Origin of the sequence: Streptomyces sp. CB01201 (genome assembly GCF_002803085.1) — a bacterium.
Classification (GTDB): Bacteria; Actinomycetota; Actinomycetes; order Streptomycetales; family Streptomycetaceae; genus Streptomyces; species Streptomyces hundungensis.
On sequence record NZ_NNBJ01000011.1, the window covers coordinates 521,309 to 538,924 of the forward strand.

Consider the following 17,616-nt stretch of genomic DNA (forward strand, 5'->3'; position numbering starts at 1 on the left):
CCGGATGAGTGAGGCAGACCAGCGGGCCCAGGACCAGCTGCGGGCCCCCTCGGAAGCGACCGCTCCGGGGCGGCCGGACCACTGGTTCGACGACGACGCGGGGCCGGTGGTGCGGCCGTACGCGATGACGCGCGGGCGCACCACCAGCGCCGGCAAGGACCGCCTCGACCTGATCGCCGTGGTCGTCCCGGAACCCGCCGCCGACGACCCCGGCCGCGACCAGACGCTCTCACCGGAGCACGTGGAGATCGTCGAACGCTGTGCGGACTCCCCGCAGTCGATCGCCGAACTCGCGGCCGGACTCGACCTCCCCGTCGGGGTGGTCCGGGTCCTGGTCGGCGATCTCGTCGCCGACGCCCTGGTGCACGTAACCCGACCCGTTCCGCCGGCCGAGCTGCCGGACGAGTCCCTTCTCCGCGAGGTGATCAATGGCCTTCGGGCGCTCTAGCCGCAGGAAGCGGCACGTCGATCCGGTGACGCTCAAGATCCTCGTCGCCGGCGGCTTCGGCGTCGGCAAGACCACCCTGGTCGGAGCGGTGAGCGAGATCCGGCCCCTGCGTACCGAGGAACGCCTCAGCGAGGCGGGCCGCCCGGTCGACGACCTCGTGGGAGTGGAGGGCAAGAGCACCACCACCGTGGCCATGGACTTCGGGCGCATCACGCTCCGCGAGGACCTGGTGCTCTACCTCTTCGGCACACCCGGCCAGGACCGGTTCTGGTTCCTGTGGGACGAACTGGCGCAGGGCGCGCTCGGCGCGGTCGTCCTCGCCGACACCCGCCGCCTGGAGGACTGCTTCGCCGCCATCGACTACTTCGAGCGGCGCGGCATCCCGTTCACCGTCGCCGTCAACTGCTTCGACGAGGCGGCCCGTTACCCGGTCGACACGGTGCGCGCCGCCCTCGACCTCGACCCCGAGGTGCCGCTCCTCATGTGTGACGCCCGGGTGCGCGATTCCGTCAAGGAGATCCTGGTCGGCGTGGTCGAGCACGCCATGGAGAGGTCCGCCAAGTCCCGTCAGCACGCGGTGACTTGACGACTGTCCCCGATCGGCGCGGCCCGTACCCCCACCGACGGGGGTACGGGCCGCGCGTTCCGGGAAGGGCGGGCTACCGCCCCTCCTCCTCGTGCCAGCCGAGGCTGCGCTCCACGGCCTTGTGCCAGTTGGCGTACTCGCGCTCCCGGACCGGCTCCGCCATGCGCGGGGACCATTGTGCGTCGCCCTGCCAGTGCGTCCCCAGTTCGTCGAGGCCCGACCAGACGCCGGTGGCGAGCCCGGCCGCGTACGCCGCCCCCAGGCACGTCGTCTCCGACACCTTGGGGCGGATCACCGGCACCCCGAGCACATCCGCCTGATGCTGCATCAGGAGGCTGTTGGCGGTCATCCCGCCGTCCACCTTCAGGGTGGTGATCCGTACGCCCGAGTCCTGGAACATGGCGTCGACTACCTCGCGGGTCTGCCAGCTCGTCGCCTCCAGGACCGCGCGGGCGAGGTGCGCCTTGGTGACGTAGCCGGTCAGGCCCGTGATGACCCCGCGCGCGTCGGAACGCCAGTAGGGCGCGAAGAGCCCGGAGAAGGCGGGCACGATGTAGGCCCCGCCGTTGTCGTCGACGCTCGCGGCCAACGCTTCGATCTCGTCCGCGTGCCGGATGATGCCGAGCTGGTCGCGGAACCACTGCACGAGCGCCCCGGTGATCGCGATCGAGCCCTCCAGGCAGTAGACCGGCGCCTGCTCGCCAATCTTGTAGCCGACCGTGGTGATCAGCCCGTTCTTGGAAGTCACCGGCCTGGCACCGGTGTTGAGCAGCAGGAAGCTTCCCGTCCCGTAGGTGTTCTTCGCGGTGCCCGTCTCGTAGCAGGCCTGGCCGAAGACCGCTGCCTGCTGGTCGCCGAGCGCGGCGGCGACGGGCACACCGCCCACGGGGCCGACGGCCGTGCCGTACACCTCCGCCGAGGACCTGATCTCCGGCAGCACCGCGCGGGGCACGTTCATCGCCGCCAGGATCTCGGGATCCCACTCCAGGGTCTCCAGGTTCATCAGCATGGTGCGCGAGGCGTTGGTGACATCGGTGACGTGGACGCCGCCTGACGTGCCGCCCGTCAGGTTCCAGATCAGCCAGGAGTCGATGGTCCCGAAGGCGATCTCGCCCCGCTCGGCGCGAGCGCGGAGGCCCGGCACGTTGTCGAGCAGCCAGGCCGCCTTGGGCCCCGAGAAGTAGCTGGCGAGCGGCAGTCCGGTCGCGTCCCGGAACCGGTCCTGGCCGTGCTCGCCGCCGAGTCGGTGACAGAGCGCGGAGGTGCGGGTGTCCTGCCATACGATCGCGTTGTGCACGGGCTTGCCGGTCGCCCGGTCCCAAAGGACCGTCGTCTCGCGCTGGTTGGTGATCCCGAGCGCGCTGAGCTGGTCGGCTCGGAGCCCCGCCCGGGCGAGCGCGCCCGCGACCACGGCCTGCACCTTGGACCAGATCTCGGTGGCGTCGTGTTCCACCCAGCCGGGTTTGGGAAAGATCTGGCGGTGCTCACGCTGGTCGACCGCGACGATCGCCCCGTCCTGGTTGAAGACGATGCAGCGGCTGGAAGTGGTCCCCTGGTCGATGGCGGCAACGAACCGGTCCGTCATGGCTACCCCTGGTTGTCTAGGCGCGGCGCGTTTCCCTGGCGGCAAGGCCGGTCGAGGGGGCTTCGGGCGGTGGACACGGCGCTGCCGAAAGACAACGGGAAGTGTTCACCGGACGTAATGGGCCGTCAAGGCTGCGCGCAGCAAGGGGTGTTGACCTTGTCGCCGGGGGTGGGCGGAACAGATGTGTGCCCGGTGGCATGTGCTGGCCCCCTCTCCCGGATGCCGGGGGGCGCCCTGCCGGGTCGGTTGCCGGAGGTGCTCCTCAGCGCACGGCCACGACCGACGAGCCATGTCCGAACAGGCCCTGGTTCGCCGTGATTCCGGCCCGGGCTCCGGACACCTGACGGTCTCCGGCCGCTCCCCTCAACTGCCAGGTGAGTTCGCAGACCTGGGCGATCGCCTGGGCCGGCACGGCCTCCCCGAACGACGCGAGCCCGCCACTGGGGTTGACCGGGATCCGGCCCCCGAGCGCCGTCGTCCCGTCCCGCAGGAGTTTGGCCCCCTCGCCGGCCCCGCACAGCCCGAGGTCCTCGTACCACTCCAGCTCCAGCGCGGTGGACAGGTCGTAGACCTCGGCGAGCGACACGTCCTCGGGCCCGATGCCCGCCTCCTCGTACGCGGCGCGTGCGATGGAGGCGCGGAAGGAGTGCGGGGCGGGCTCGACGGAGGCCGCCGAGTCGGTCGCGATATCGGGCAGATCGAGCACCGAGCGGGGGAAGGTGGGGGTGACCGTGGAGACCGCGCGGATCCGCACCGGGTCGGTGGTGCCGTGCCGGCGTGCGAAGTCCATGCTGGTCAGAACGAGGGCCGCGGCACCGTCCGAGGTGGCGCAGATGTCGAGCAGCCGCAGCGGATCGGCCACCACCGCCGAGGCGGCGACCTCCTCGGCGCTGACGGTCCTGCGGTAGCGGGCGTTCGGATTGAGCGTGCCGGCCGCCGCGTTCTTCACCTTGACCTGTGCGAAGTCGTCGACCGTGTCGCCGTGCAGGGCCATCCGGCGCCGGGCGTAGAGCCCGAAGTAGGCCGGGTTCGTGGCGCCGAGCACCCGGAAGCGCAGCCAGTCCGGATCGTCCGGCCGTTCGCCCCCGGCCGGCGCGAAGAACCCCTTGGGCGCGGCGTCGGCGCCCACCACGAGCACCACGTCCGCGAGCCCGGCCAGGATCTGCGCACGGGCCGCGCCGATCGCCTGGGCGCCGGAGGCGCAGGCCGCGTACACGCTGGTCACCCGCGCGCCCTGCCAGCCGAGCGCCTTCGCGAAGGTCGCGCCCGCCACATGGCCCGGGTAGCCGCCCCGCACGGTGTCCGCGCCGACCACCGACTGCACCTGCTTCCAGTCGAGCCCGGCATCCGTGAGCGCGGCCCGGGCCGCGATGGTCCCGTACTCGACGAAACTCCGTCCCCACTTGCCCCAGGGGTGCATTCCCGCACCCAGTACCGCGATGTCGCCGCTCATGCCGCCACCTCCACGGGCCGCCAGTGCCAAGTGGTCCAGGTGGTGTCCGCGTCCTCGTTGAGGACACCCGGCACCACTTCGACCTCCATGCCCACCGCGAGATCGGCGGCGCTCACCCCGGGCACCGCCTGGCCGAGCACCACCATCCGCTCGGCCGCCAGCTCCACGGCGACGAGCACATAGGGTTCCCACTCCACCTGTGGGTCCGACACATAGGGAGAGGGCGGACGGTAGCGGCCGTCGGTGAAGGACCACACCCTGCCGCGCTGGGACAGGGGGACCTCCGCCAGCTCGCCGCCCGTGCAGCCGGGGTTGCGGCAGAAGGCGTCCTCGCGCGGGAAGAAGACGGAGGCGCAGGCGGTGCACCGGGTGCCGAGCAGCCGGAAGTCCGGCCCCGGCGCGTCCGTGAACCAGCCCGCGACCACGGGCGTGCGCGTGCGTGCGTGTGTCAAGACCCCTCCCGGCACTCACTTCTGACGGAACGTCAGAAGTGTGCCACGGGCAACGGGAGTTGGGGAGGGGCGGCCGCGTCCGGGTCCCGGCTCAGCGGTTCTCGGCCAGCCACTTGGCGGCGATCTCGCCGAGCTCGCGGTCGCGCCCCGCCAGCATCGCCGCGATCATCTGCCGGTCCCCGCGCAGCGACCAGGCGGGATGTCCGAAGGTGGCCGGGTTGTTCTTCTCGATGAACCAGTGCGCGGGCCAGGCGGTCCCGTACCCGATGAGCGGGAGCGCGAGCGCGTACCGCTTGCGTCCGCGTGCCAGGCCGTAGGCGCTGAGGGCGAGTCCGGTGAGGGTGCCCGCCAGATGGACCCAGCGGGTGGCGGCCCGGGAGTGCATCGCCACGTAGTAGGGCCAGAACTCCTCGTACGAGTCGAACGTCGGCGGTGTGGTGTCCGGCGACCCGGTCGTCGTCCGGTCTGTCGTCGTGCTCGTCGTCTTGGTCATGCGACCGAACCTAATCGTTCCCCGGAGAACCGGATACGGCTCCTTCGCGTCCGAGAGGACAGAGCGGGCGTCCGGGACGCACGGGGGTGGCCCCGGGCGTCCGCTCGCACCTCGGGCGGAGTCGCCGCGGCGGACATCGGTGCCGGCGGCGACGGGATGAGCGGCCGGCCCGCAGGCGCTCCCGCTCTCAGTGCCCGGCCACCGAACGCCATGACACCGGGAAATCGAAGGAGGTGCTGGGGAACGGCTCCGGCTGATACGTGAAGTGCCACCACTCCTCGGGCAGATTGACGAAGCCCTGCGCCTCCAGGGTGCGCTTGAGGAACTGCCGATGGGCCCGCTGCACGCCCCGAACGCGCGGGTCGTCGGTGTGCGCCAGGGTGTCGAAACAGTCGAAGCCGGTCCCCATGTCGACGGAATTGTCGGGAAAACGCTGGCTCTTGGGCGCGTAGCAGGGTACGAGCCGCTGGCCCGGGTGGTAGGGGCGGGTGGGCAGTGCGGGCAGTTTCACGATCGTCAGATCCATGGTGCTGCCCCGGCTGTGGCCGGACTTCTCGGCGATGTAGCCGTCCGCGAAGAGCCTCGACTTGTCGACACGAGGATAGAACTCCGCCTTCATCCGCTCGTCGGCCAGGTCCTTGGCCCAGCGCACGAAGTGGTCGACGGCCCGCTGCGGGCGGTAGCAGTCGTACACCTTCAGCGAGTAGCCCTGGCGCAGAAGCTTCGGCTGCGCGCGGTGCAGCGCTTCGGCGGCGGGACGGGTCAGGATGCACAGCGGCTGCCGGTAGCCGTCGATCGGCTCGCCCACGAAGTCGTGCGGGGTGATGTAGCGCATCTCCTGGATGATCGAGGGGTCGACGGTGCGCAGCGCCACGAACTCCCCGGGCGCCTTCGGCTCCGGCACCGCGTGCGCGGTGGGGGAGAGCGCGGCGACGGTCAGCAACGCGGCGGCCCCGGCGGTGGCCCCGCGCAGCCATCGTGAGGTCCGCGCGGCCCTGCGCCGGGCCGGGGTGCGCCGCCCTTCGGTACGTTGTGTCATGCGCACACCCTCTATCAGGTCAACTGGTCCACGGGGAAGGGCAGTCGGTTAGAGTCCGCGCGTGATCGCCCTCTCCGAGCAGCCTCTTCCGGACTCCCACTGTGCCGCGTGCGGAGCGTCCTACTCCGCACCGAACGGCGCCTGGCCCCGTTCCTGCGCGGTCTGCGGGACCGTCGCCTACCGCAATCCGCTCCCCGTCGCCATCGCCCTCCTGCCGGTGACCGACGCCCGGGGCACCGGACTCGTCGTCATCACCCGCACCATCGAGCCCCGGCGTGGCGGAAAGGCCCTGCCCGGAGGGTTCATCGACTTCGGCGAGAGCTGGCAGAGCGCGGTCGTCCGGGAACTCAAGGAGGAGACCGGCATCGAGGTGCCGGTCGCCGAGGTCCGCCTGGCGGACGCCCTCAGCTCCCCCGAACACCTCCTCCTGTTCGGCCTGCTGCCCCGTCGCCCCGCGGACCGGCTCCCGCCCTCGCGCCCGACCGGCGAGACCGAAGGCTGGGAACTCCTGCGCGAACCGGCCGAGTTGACCTTTCCGCTGCATACCGAGGCGGTCCGCAAATGGTTCGCGGGGGAGTACGGCCAGGGGTGGGCACCGCTCGCCTGACGGGTCATCAGTATGCGTCGCCGGACGCGGCACCCGCTCAGCGCACAGCTCCCGCTCAGCGCACAGCTCCCGCTCAGCCCCTCGCATCCGCCCGGCGAGCCCCCGCATCCGCTCAGCGCACCGCCCCCCGTACCCGCACCGGATGGCCGACCTCGGTGCCCGACCCGCCGTCGATCCGCTCCACCACGACCCGGCCGTGATCGACGCGGGTCGCGAAGCGCTCCACCTTCGCCTGCTCCCAGCCGTCCCCGGCGTCCCGCACCACGAGCCCGCCCCCGGCACGCCCGGCGGCCGGTGCCCACACCTCCAGCTCCAGGCCGCCGCCCTCGCCCAGGACCGGGATCACCGAGCCGGCCCGGGCGAGCACCGGGATCCGGGACAGGGGAGCGTTGAGGAGCACCTGGCCGGGCCCGTCGTGGGCCTCCCCGGTCGCCGTGTCGTACCAGCGCCCGCGCGGAAGCCGCACCGCCCGCCGGTCGGCGCCGCGCTCCAGGACCGGGGCCACGAGCAGCGCGTCGCCGAGCAGGAAGGAGTCCTCGCAGTCGCGCAGCGCCCGGTCGCCCGGCGCGCCCCACCACAGGGGGCGGACATAGGGGGCTCCGGTCAGCCGCGCCAAGTGGGCCAGCGTCACGAAGTACGGGTGCAGCCGCTGCCGTTCGGCCAGCGCGGCCCGTGCGCCTTCCAGGACCTTCGGCCCGAACTCCCAGGGTTCGCGCCGCCCGGCCCACTTGGCCGCGTGCGTGCGGAACAGCGGTAGCCAGGCGCCGAGTTGGAACCAGCGCAGATACAGCTCGGGCGAGGGGCTGCCGGTGAAGCCGCCCACATCGGGGCCCGAGTACGGCACCCCGCACAGGCCGAGGCCGAGCACCAGGGAGAGCGAGGCGCGCAGGCCCGGCCAGCCGGTCGACACATCGCCCGACCAGGTGCCGCCGTAGCGCTGCATCCCGGCCCAGCCGGAGCGTGAGAAGAGGAACGGCCGCTCGTCGGGCCGCAGCCGGCGCAGGCCCTCGTATCCGGCGCGGGCCATGCACAGGCCGTACACGTTGTGGGCCTCGCGGTGGTCGCCGCCCCGGCCGTCCAGATCGTGCCGGGCGGACCTGGGCAGCGTCGGATCCCCGAACGGAGCGAAGGCCACGGGCTCGTTCATGTCGTGCCACACCCCGGCGAAACCCTGGTCGAGCCGCTCCTGGTACTGCCCGCCCCACCAGGCGCGGGCCGCCGGAGCCGTGAAGTCCGGATAGGCGCACTCGCCGGGCCACACCTCCCCGCGCACCTCGTGCCCGCGGGCGTCCCGGACGAAGGCCCCGGCGGCGCGCCCGCTTTCGTACAGCGCGTTTCCCGGTGCGGCCCGGACCGCGGGATCCACGATCGAGACCAGCCGCACCCCGTCCTGGGCGAGATCCTTGGCGAGCCGGGGCAGATCGGGGAAGGCGGCCCGGCCGACCGTGAACACCTGGTGGTCGTCGTAGTGGTCGATGTCCAGGTGCAGCGCCGACAGCGGCAGGCCGCGCTCGGTGTAGCCCCCGACGACGCGCCGCACCTCGCGCTCGGTGCCGAATCCCCAGCGGGCGTGCTGGGGGCCGAGCGCCCAGGACGGCGGCAGGGCGGGCGCGCCGGTCAGCGCCGTCCAGCCCTGGAGCACCCGGGCCGGGGTGCCGGCGACGACCCAGCAGCGCAGCGGGCCGCCCTCCATGCGCAGCTCGCTGCCGCCCAGCCGGTCGTGGCCGGACCCGGCGCCCTCCTCGCCCTCGCGCAGGACCACCCGGCCGTTCCAGGTGCTGTCGTAGAACGCCAAATGGCACCCCGCGTCCGCGACCACCAATTGGACCGGCATCGTGATGTACAGAGGGTCGTCGCCCGGACCGAAGCCGCCGCCCGGGTCGGTGTTCCACAGCCGGTACGTACCGTCCCGAAGCCGCGGGCCGCTCGCACGGCCGCCGAGCCCGAAGAACCGTGCGTCGGCGGCCACTTCGGACCTCTGCTGCCAGCGGGCCGGCCCGCCGCCGGCCGGCTCCCACCAGCGCGGCGGCAGCTCCCGGCGCAGCACCACACCGCCCGGCGTGCACACGTCCACCGCGCCGTGCCGCGAGATGACCACGGTCAGCCGCTCCGAGACGACCCGCCAGCCGCCGTCCTTGTCCGGCTCCAGAACGGCCCGCGGATCCGGCTCGGGCACCCGGCCGTCCACGGCGTACGACGGCTCGGGCTCCGCACCGTCCCAGCCCCAGAACACCGCACCGCCCGCCGCGACCCGCACCTCAAGCCGGGAGCGGGCGAAGTGCACCACGCCGCCGCCGGGCCTCGGCTCCGCCGCGGTCACGGCACCCGGCACCCGGGCCCGCTCCGGCCCGCGCGCCGGCAGGTCCCGCGCGTCCGCCCGGCGCCGCCGCAGGGCCGAGCGCACCGCCCGCAGCCCCCGCACCGAGCCGACCACCTTCACCGAGCGCACCAGGTCATCGCCGTTCATGCAGCTCACCCTGCCACCCGGACGGCCCCGCGGGCGGTTCGTTCAACTGCCGTTCACCCGTGGTGGCGCCACATACCCGGGCGGCCGAGTATGGGGGGCACACCCTGGTGCGGAAGACGATCACATGGCATCGTCCCTGTCAGCCGCCTCACGCGCACACCCCACGCGTGTGCGCGGGAAACACGCACATCACGCGTTACAGCCCGGGAGCCGACCCATGACTTCAGCAGCGAACCCCGCTCCGCAGCCCGCGCCCCTGTGGCAGCCGGACTCCGAACGCATCGCCGCCGCGCGGATCACCCGCTTCCAGGCCTGGGCCGCGGAGCGCTACGGCGCACCGGCCGAAGGCGGATACCCGGCTCTCCACCGCTGGTCCGTCGCCGAGCTCGACACCTTCTGGCGGGCCGTCGCCGACTGGTTCGACATCCGCTTCTCCTCCCCGTACACCGCTGTCCTTGCCGATCGAACGATGCCCGGCGCCCAGTGGTTCCCGGGCGCCGCGCTGAACTACGCGGAACACGCGCTGCGCACCGCAGAGGACCCCGCCCGGGCCCATGACCCGGCGCTCGTGCACGTCGACGAGACCCACGAACCGGCCGAGACCAGCTGGTCCGAGCTGCGCCGCCAGGTCGGCTCCCTCGCGGCCGAGCTGCGCGCGCTCGGCGTGCGCCCCGGGGACCGGGTGAGCGGCTATCTCCCCAACGTGCCGCAGGCCGTCATCGCGTTCCTCGCCTCGGCGGCCGTGGGCGCCGTGTGGACGTCCTGCGCCCCCGACTTCGGCGCCCGCAGCGTCCTCGACCGCTTCCAGCAGGTCGAGCCGGTCGTCCTGTTCACGGTCGACGGCTACCGCTACGGCGGCAAGGAGCACGACCGCACCGACGTCGTCGCGGAACTGCGCCGCGAACTCCCCACCCTGCGCGCCGTCGTGCACATCCCGCTGCTCGGCAGCCCGGCCCCCGAGGGCGCCCTCGAATGGTCCGCCCTCACCTCTGGCGACGCGGAGCCCGCCTTCGAGCAGGTGCCCTTCGACCATCCCCTGTGGGTGCTCTACTCGTCCGGCACGACCGGACTGCCCAAGGCGATCGTGCAGTCCCAGGGCGGCATCCTCCTCGAACACTTCAAGCAGCTCGGACTGCACTGCGACCTCGGCCCCGACGACCGGTTCTTCTGGTACACCTCCACCGGCTGGATGATGTGGAACTTCCTCGTCTCCGGCCTGCTCACCGGCACCACCGTCGTCCTGTACGACGGCAGCCCCGGCTTCCCCGACACGGGCGCCCAGTGGCGGATGGCGGAGCGCACCGGCGCCACCCTGTTCGGGACCTCGGCCGCCTATGTGATGGCCTGCCGCAAGGCCGATGTGCACCCGGGTCGCGACTTCGACCTGTCCCGTGTCAAGGGCGTCGCGACCACCGGCTCACCGCTGCCGCCCGACGGGTTCCGCTGGCTCCACGACGAGGTGCGCGAGGACCTGTGGATCGCCTCGGTCAGCGGCGGCACCGACGTCTGCTCCTGCTTCGCGGGAGCGGTCCCGACCCTGCCCGTGCACATCGGCGAACTCCAGGCGCCCTGCCTCGGCACCGACCTCCAGGCCTGGGACGCGCAGGGCCGGCCCGTCATCGGTGAGGTCGGCGAGCTCGTCGTCACCAACCCCATGCCGTCCATGCCGATCCGCTTCTGGAACGACCCCGACGGCAGCCGCTACCGCGACAGCTACTTCGACATGTTCCCGGGCGTGTGGCGGCACGGCGACTGGATCACCCTCACCGACCACGGCTCGGTGATCATCCACGGCCGCTCGGACTCGACCCTCAACCGCCAAGGCGTGCGCATGGGTTCGGCCGACATCTACGAGGTCGTCGAGCGGCTCCCCGAGATCCGCGAATCCCTCGTCATCGGCCTCGAAGAGCCCGACGGCGGCTACTGGATGCCGCTGTTCGTGCACCTCGCCGAGGGCGCGGTCCTGGACGAGGCACTGCGGACGAGAATCAAGCGGGCGATCCGCGAACAGCTCTCGCCCCGCCATGTCCCCGACGAGATCATCGAGGCCCCCGGCGTCCCGCACACCCTGACGGGCAAGCGCATCGAGGTCCCCGTCAAGCGCCTCCTCCAGGGCGCCGCTCTCGACCAGGCCGTCAACCCGGGTTCGGTCGACAACCTGGACCTGCTGCGCTTCTACGAGGACATCGCCCGCAAGCGCGGCTGACCAAGCCCCGCACGTGGCACGTGGCCCCGGATCAACCCCCGTACGTGGCACGTGGCCCCGGATCAACCCCCGTACGTGGCCTCGGACTCGCCCAGGACATCGGCGAAGTCCGAGGCCAGAAGCGCGGCCTCCGAGGCGTCCACACCGGCCACCGTGATCCGTACCCCCGGACCTGCGGCCAGGCGGAACCGCGCGCCGGCCGCCACCCACCAGCCTCGTGTACGCAGCCCGTTGACCACGGCGGACTCATCACGCACCGGTACCCACACATTCATTCCGCTCGCCCCGTGTGCCGAAATCCCGCGCAGGGCCAGCTCCTTGACGAACGCCGTACGCCGCTCCCCATAGGTCTGCTCCGCGCGCCTCACCAATAGCTGGGCCGACGGATCGTCCATCAAGCTCAGCACGGCCGCCTGCAAGAGGTGGCTCACCCAGCCGGAGGTGAGCAGCAGTCGTCCGTCGTGCCGTGCCAGCGTCACCGGGTCGCACGCGGCGGCGGCCCACCGCAGATCGGTGCCGAGGTACTTGGTCACGGTCCGCACCTGAGCCCACCGCGAAAGGCCGTCACTGGTAAGGGAGTTGAGCTCGGCCCCCGCGATCTCGGCGGCGTGGTCGTTCTCGACGACGAGCACCTCCGGAAACTGGCGCAGCACCTCGACCAGCGCGTCACGCCGCGCCGCGGAGAAGCGGCCTCCATACGGATTCTGTGCCCGGGGACTGCACACCACCGCCCGCGCACCGGCCCGCAGCGCCTCCTTCAGCTCCGCGGGCCGCATGCCCTCGTCGTCCACGGCGACCGCCACGATCCGCAGCCCCATCGCCTGGAGCAGGTCGAGCAGATGGTGATAGCCGGGATCCTCCATGGCGACCGCGTCCCCCGGTCGCAGCTCGGTGGTCAGCAGCCGGGCGACGCAGTCGAGCGCGCCGTGCGCGAACGTCACATGCCCGGACGGGACTCCGTCCCCGGCGAACCAGGCGCGCGCCCGCTCCTCCAGCTCGGGGAGCCTGGGCGTGGAGCGGTGCGAGCGGGGTCCCGTCGAGGGCGCCACGAGCGCCGGCAGGTCCGGCAGGAAGGCCGCGTCGGGATGGCCTCCCGCCAAATCCCGCAAACCGTCGGGCACTTTGGGCGGCCGGCGCGATGCGACGGCGGGCGCCGCGGCCACCACGGTGCCGCCCCGCCCACGGGTGACCACCACACCGCGCTGCCGCAGCTCCTTGTAGGCGGTGGCGACCGTGCCGGGACTCACCGCCAGCTCATCGGCCAGCCTGCGCACGGGCGGAAGCGCGTCCCCGGGACCAAGGCCCCCGTCGGCGACCGCGCGTTCCACGGAGGCGGCAATTCCCTTGGCTGTCGTACCAGCGATCGAATAATGTGTTGCCACGTAAGTGAGTATGTATCAATACATAAGTCTGGTCAAGGGGGAGCAATGAGCTGGAGCCGCCGACGAGGCGCACTGTGGGAACGCATCCCGGGAGGCCTCGACGGCCGCCGGATGCTCTCGGTCGCCTTCGTCGACCGGACCGGAAGCGGCCTCTGGGAAGCCGTCTCGGTCCTGTACTTCACCTATGCGGCCGGGCTCTCCCTCGCCCAGATCGGCACCCTGGTCGCCGCGTCCGGAGCCGTCGGCATCGCCGGAGCGCCCATCGGCGGCCGCATCGCCGACCGGCTGCCCCTGACCCGCGTCCTGATCGGCCTCCAAATCGTGCGCGCGGCCGCGGCGTTCGCCCTTCTGACCACCGACAACTTCGCGCTGCTCCTGCTCTTCGCCTCCGTGGGAAGCTTCGGCGACCGCTCCGCGAACGTGCTCACCAAGCTGTACGCGGCCCGCATCGCCGGACCCGAGCGCGTGCGCTACCAGGCCGTGAGCCGTACCGTCGCCAACGCGGGCTGGGCGGTCGGCGGCCTCGCGGCCGCCGGGGCCATCGCCATCGGCTCGGCCTCCGCCTACCAATGGCTCCTCGCGGGCAACGCCCTCTCCTTCCTCGGCTCCGCCCTCATCACCGCGCTCTGCGCCGAGCCCGCGACGCCGTCGCGGACGGTCGCCAAGTCCGGCGAGCCCACCGCGAGTCCGAGCCGCACCAACCCCTGGCGCGACCGCCGATACCTGGCGTTCGTGGCCACCGAAACCGTGCTCTTCCTGGACGACGCCGTCTTCAAGGTCGGCCTGCCGCTATGGGCCGTACACGCCACCGACGCCCCGCACGGACTCGTCCCGCTCCTCATGGTCATCAACAACGTGATGGTCGTCGGGCTCCAGGTGCCCCTCGCCCGCTTCGGCACCACCACCCCGGCGGCCCGGCGGCTGCTGCTCCCGCTCTCCGCGACCTTCGCCGTCGCGGGCGTGGCCATCGCGGCCTCCGCGACCCCCGGCGCCGGACCCGCCGCCGCCTTCCTCGTGGCCGCGACCATCGCCTTCACCCTCGCCGAGATCGTCCACGCCACCATCTCCTGGGAACTCTCCATCGCCCTCGCCCCCGACGACGCGCAGGGCAGCTACCTCGGAGTGCACGGCCTCGCCCAGTCGGTCCAGCGCAGCGTCGGCCCCCTCGCCGTCACCGCCGCCATCGCGACGGGACCGGCCGGCTGGATCACCTTCGGCGCGGCCATCGCGGGAACGTGCCTGGTCCAGCACCGGCTCGTCCGCCCACAGGCAGCCAGGACGCCACTGTCAGTGGCCTCGATTACGGTGAGTGAGCATTGATCGACACCGTGCTCAGGGGGAAACATGGCGCACACCCATCACACCAAGGCCGTCCGGCGCACACTCCGCCGTGAAATGCCGGGCACCGTCGGCCTCATCGCCGACGCCCGCGACTTCACGGCCATGACGAGATACCGCTCCTTCGTCTTCGACGACCACACCCGCTACCTCCGCCAGGTCGAAGGGCTCCTCCGCTCACTCTCCGCCCAGGGCGCCCACACCACGGTCGCCCTCTTCGACCCGGACGAGTTCACCGAGTTCTGCACGGCACGCGGCCTGGACCCGGACACTCCGGACAGCCGCACGCGCTTCACCGCCGAACTGGCAGCGGGCGGCGCCTGTGTCGCCTACGCGGGCCAGCCCATCGACAGCCTGGTTCCACAGCTCATCAACAAGGCCGTCCGCAAAGCGACTTGGGAGTACGCGACGCTGCTCCTGGCCGAAGCGGGCGACTGCGCCGAATGCGGCCAGGACATCGGCCGAGCCGCGTTCGACCGGGCCTCCCGGCTCCTGCTGAACCTGCTGGAGGCGGCCGGCCCCGGCACCCACCACCTGGTTTGCAGCATCCCCACCCAGGAGGAGCAGCTCATCGCCGTCCTCCACGCCGAGCGCCCGGGCACCGATCCGGTGCGCCTCGACGAGACGGACGCGGCCGAGTTCGTCACCGTCCTCGCCGCCGGCATCGCCCGGGACAGCGCCGGCGGCCTCGTCCTGCGTACGACCGAGCCGGGCAGCCCGGACCGGCTGCACGGATGGCGGCTGCGGCAGGGCCACCTCGACCCGCTGACCGAGGGCGAGGTGTTCAGCGCCTACTGCACCGACGCCGAGACGGGAGAACCCCTGGCCCCCGAACCAGGTGTCGAATACCGCCCCGGATTCCCGGTCGACCACCCCGACCCCCACCACTGAGGGGCAAGCGAAAGGGGCTCCCCGTCCGCATCGCGACGGGAAGCCCCTCTCACACCGGTCTCACGACCGTCCGGTCACTCGCCGGACAGCACCGCCTGAGCGGCGTTGCGCGCATCCTCGGCGGTGTCCGCGGCACGGGCCGCGGCAGCCGCACGCTCACACTGGGCCAGCGTGTACTTCGCCAGCGTCGCGCGCACGTAGGGAATGGAAGCCGCACCCATCGAAAGGCTGGTGACACCGAGCCCGGTCAGGACGCAGGCCAGCAGCGGATCGGAGGCGGCCTCGCCACACACACCACAGCTCTTGCCCTCGGCCTTGGCGGCCTCGGCGGACATCGAGATCAGGTCGAGCAGCGCGGGCTGCCACGGGTCCTGAAGTCGCGACACCGCGCCCACCTGACGGTCGGCGGCGAAGGCGTACTGCGCCAGGTCGTTGGTGCCGAGCGACAGGAACTCGACCTCCTGGAGGATCGAGCGAGCCCGCAGCGCGGCGGACGGAATCTCCACCATCGCGCCGAACTTCGCCTGAAGCCCCGCTTCCCGGCACGCGTCGGCGAACGCCTTGGCGTCGGTACGGTCGGCCACCATCGGCGCCATGACCTCAAGGTAGACCGGCAGACCCGCAGCGGCCTTGGCCAGCGCGGTCAGCTGCGTCCGCAGCACCTCGGGGTGGTCCAGCAGCGAGCGCAGACCACGCACGCCGAGCGCCGGGTTGGGCTCGTCGGCGGGGGTGAGGAAGTCCAGCGGTTTGTCGGCGCCCGCGTCCAGGACCCGCACCACGACGCGCCCCTCGGGGAACGCCTCAAGCACCTTGCGGTACGCCTCGACCTGCTTCTCCTCCGACGGCGCCTTGGCTGAGTCGTCGAGGAAGAGGAACTCGGTACGGAACAGGCCGACGCCCTCGGCGCCCGCCTCGACCGCGGCCGGCACATCGGCGGGACCGCCGACGTTGGCGAGCAGCGGCACCTTGTGCCCGTCCGAGGTGGCACCCGGGCCGGACGAGGCGGACAACGCCGCCTTCCGCTCGGCCGCGGCCCGCTCAAGCTCGGCCTGCTTCTCGGCACTCGGGTCCACGAAGATCTCGCCGGTGCTGCCGTCCACGGCGACCAGCGTGCCTTCGGCCAGCTCACCGGCGCCGGGCAGGGCCACGATCGCCGGCACGCCGAGCGCCCGCGCCAGGATGGCGCTGTGGCTGGTGGGCCCGCCCTCCTCGGTCACGAAGCCGAGCACGAGCGCAGGGTCCAGCAGCGCGGTGTCGGCAGGCGCCAGGTCCCGGGCGATGAGCACATACGGCTCGTCGCTGTCCGGCACACCCGGCATCGGCACGCCGAGCAGGCGCGCCACGATCCGGTTCCGCACATCGTCGAGGTCGGCGACGCGTCCGGCCATGTACTCACCGGCACCCGCGAGCAGTTCGCGATAGTGCGAGAACGCGTCGTAGACGGCGCGCTCCGCGGTGCTGCCGACGACGATGCGCCGGTCGACGTCGGACATGAGCTCCGGGTCCTGGGCGATCATCGCCTGGGCCTCAAGCACGGCCTGCGCCTCACCGCCGGCCAGATTGCCACGCGCCATCAGGTCGGCGGCCACAGCTTCCACGGCCTGGCGGGCACGCCCCTGTTCGCGCCCGTGGTCCGATGCCGGAATCTGCTTGGCCGGCGGCTCAAGAACCGCCGTACCCATGTGCCGAACCTCGCCGATCGCCACACCGTGGCTCACGCCGACGCCTCGCAGCGTTGTCTCCATCTCACCCGTCTCCGATAGTCGCGGCGGTCGTTGCCGCCGCCGTTGTGGTCTGTCCAGCGCGCCGTCACAGCGGCGCGGGCGTCACTGCCAGCTGAACAGCGCGTCGCCGGCCTTCACATCGCCGCTCTCGACGACATCGGAGAGGGAGTCGGTGGTGGCTTCGAGCGCCACGATGGGACAAATGGGGGACTTGCCGGCGGCCTCGACGGCGGCCGGGTCCCAGCGCACGACCTCCTGGCCGCGCGTCACGGTGTCGCCCTTGTTGACGAGGAGCTCGAAGCCCTCGCCGTTGAGCTGAACGGTGTCGATTCCGAGGTGCGTCAGCACACCGTGGCCCTCGCCGTCGACGACGACGAACGCGTGCGGGTGCAGGGACACAACGACGCCGTCAACAGGCGCCACGGCCGCCGACGGCTCACGTACGGGATCAATAGCGGTGCCGGGGCCCACCATCGCGCCGGAGAAGACGGGGTCGGGCACTGCCGCGAGCCCGATGGCCTGTCCGGCAAGTGGGGACGTCACGCTAGTCATGGGGAGCCTCCCAGGGGCGGAGCTTCTAGTGTCGCCGTCACTACCTGTCCTGGACGGCGTACTGTTCAGAAGGGTAAGTCATAAGAAGTCCTAGTTCCGCACGACAGGTACTGGTTGGCGGACCTAGGTGCACACCGGAAACGATTTGCCTCGACTCCCGGTGGCATGTACTGTCGTACTCCTGCCTGACCCCATCACGACACTGTGATTCGGCGGTCGGCGGCACCTACCAAGTCCCGATCCTAACCTGAATCCCTGGTTCCGCATGCTCGCGGAATCATGGTCAGGAAGACGGAAAAGACTTGCTAGAGTCTGAATCGCCGGAAAGGAAAACCCGAGAGGGAGAACCTGAAAGGCACCGAGGAAATCGGACACGAAAGAGTCTGATAGAGT

The 17,616-nt window shown here is 71.9% G+C and carries 15 protein-coding genes; 6 read left to right on the plus strand and 9 right to left on the minus strand.

What is annotated here, in order from left to right; translation table 11 throughout:
* Positions 1-4 precede the first annotated feature (4 nt).
* Together CG740_RS24455 and CG740_RS24460 are read left to right on the plus strand one after the other, a co-directional pair.
* Positions 5-448, plus strand: coding sequence for a DUF742 domain-containing protein (locus tag CG740_RS24455; protein ID WP_234376452.1), 444 nt, complete (start codon positions 5-7; stop codon positions 446-448).
* Positions 429-1,034: a GTP-binding protein gene (locus CG740_RS24460; protein WP_100577374.1), complete on the plus strand. Its 606-nt coding sequence runs from the start codon at positions 429-431 to the stop codon at positions 1,032-1,034. Before CG740_RS24455 ends, CG740_RS24460 begins: the two co-directional genes overlap by 20 nt.
* 73 nt (positions 1,035-1,107) lie before the next feature.
* On the opposite strand, the gene glpK is transcribed toward CG740_RS24460, so the two are convergent.
* The 5 genes from glpK to CG740_RS24485 form a co-directional block, all read right to left on the minus strand.
* Positions 1,108-2,619, minus strand: coding sequence for a glycerol kinase GlpK (gene glpK, locus CG740_RS24465; protein WP_100577375.1), 1,512 nt, complete (start codon positions 2,617-2,619; stop codon positions 1,108-1,110).
* A gap of 262 nt (positions 2,620-2,881) precedes the next feature.
* Positions 2,882-4,072: a lipid-transfer protein gene (locus tag CG740_RS24470; RefSeq protein WP_100577376.1), complete on the minus strand. Its 1,191-nt coding sequence runs from the start codon at positions 4,070-4,072 to the stop codon at positions 2,882-2,884.
* On the minus strand, positions 4,069-4,497 hold the full coding sequence (locus tag CG740_RS24475; RefSeq protein WP_100577377.1) for a Zn-ribbon domain-containing OB-fold protein: 429 nt from the start codon (positions 4,495-4,497) through the stop codon (positions 4,069-4,071). Before CG740_RS24475 ends, CG740_RS24470 begins: the two co-directional genes overlap by 4 nt.
* Before the next feature lie 118 nt (positions 4,498-4,615).
* The gene (locus tag CG740_RS24480) at positions 4,616-5,017 is read right to left on the minus strand and encodes a DUF962 domain-containing protein (protein ID WP_100577378.1); all 402 of its coding nucleotides are present in this window, start codon (positions 5,015-5,017) and stop codon (positions 4,616-4,618) included.
* 187 nt (positions 5,018-5,204) lie between these two features.
* Entirely contained in the window at positions 5,205-6,056 is an 852-nt protein-coding gene (locus CG740_RS24485) for a M15 family metallopeptidase (protein ID WP_100577379.1), read from the minus strand.
* Between the two features lie 61 nt (positions 6,057-6,117).
* Between CG740_RS24485 and CG740_RS24490 the strand changes: the two genes are divergently transcribed.
* Positions 6,118-6,663 (plus strand): NUDIX domain-containing protein, encoded by a 546-nt coding sequence (locus CG740_RS24490; RefSeq protein ID WP_100577380.1) that lies wholly within the window; start codon positions 6,118-6,120, stop codon positions 6,661-6,663.
* 112 nt (positions 6,664-6,775) lie between these two features.
* On the opposite strand, the gene CG740_RS24495 is transcribed toward CG740_RS24490, so the two are convergent.
* Entirely contained in the window at positions 6,776-9,130 is a 2,355-nt protein-coding gene (locus CG740_RS24495; RefSeq protein WP_100577381.1) for a glycoside hydrolase family 31 protein, read from the minus strand.
* Between the two features lie 217 nt (positions 9,131-9,347).
* Between CG740_RS24495 and CG740_RS24500 the strand changes: the two genes are divergently transcribed.
* A complete protein-coding gene (locus CG740_RS24500) occupies positions 9,348-11,336 on the plus strand; it encodes an acetoacetate--CoA ligase (RefSeq protein ID WP_100577382.1) in 1,989 nt (662 codons plus the stop codon).
* 62 nt (positions 11,337-11,398) lie between these two features.
* Here CG740_RS24500 and CG740_RS24505 read toward each other — a convergent pair whose 3' ends face one another.
* Positions 11,399-12,718, minus strand: a complete 1,320-nt coding sequence (locus tag CG740_RS24505; RefSeq protein ID WP_100577383.1) for an aminotransferase class I/II-fold pyridoxal phosphate-dependent enzyme — start codon at positions 12,716-12,718, stop codon at positions 11,399-11,401.
* 45 nt (positions 12,719-12,763) lie between these two features.
* On the opposite strand from CG740_RS24505, the gene CG740_RS24510 reads away from it, so the two are divergent.
* Positions 12,764-14,038: an MFS transporter gene (locus tag CG740_RS24510; protein WP_324901148.1), complete on the plus strand. Its 1,275-nt coding sequence runs from the start codon at positions 12,764-12,766 to the stop codon at positions 14,036-14,038.
* A gap of 24 nt (positions 14,039-14,062) precedes the next feature.
* Complete coding sequence (locus CG740_RS24515; RefSeq protein ID WP_100577385.1) at positions 14,063-14,947, plus strand: hypothetical protein; 885 nt, start codon at positions 14,063-14,065, stop codon at positions 14,945-14,947.
* Between the two features lie 74 nt (positions 14,948-15,021).
* Here the strand turns inward: CG740_RS24515 and ptsP are convergent, their stop codons facing one another.
* Both ptsP and CG740_RS24525 read right to left on the minus strand, forming a co-directional pair.
* Entirely contained in the window at positions 15,022-16,692 is a 1,671-nt protein-coding gene (gene ptsP / locus CG740_RS24520) for a phosphoenolpyruvate--protein phosphotransferase (protein ID WP_100577386.1), read from the minus strand.
* Positions 16,693-16,773: 81 nt separating this feature from the next.
* Positions 16,774-17,223 carry a PTS sugar transporter subunit IIA gene (locus tag CG740_RS24525; protein WP_100577387.1) on the minus strand — a complete coding sequence of 150 codons (450 nt, stop codon included), beginning with the start codon at positions 17,221-17,223 and terminating at the stop codon, positions 16,774-16,776.
* Positions 17,224-17,616 lie beyond the last annotated feature (393 nt).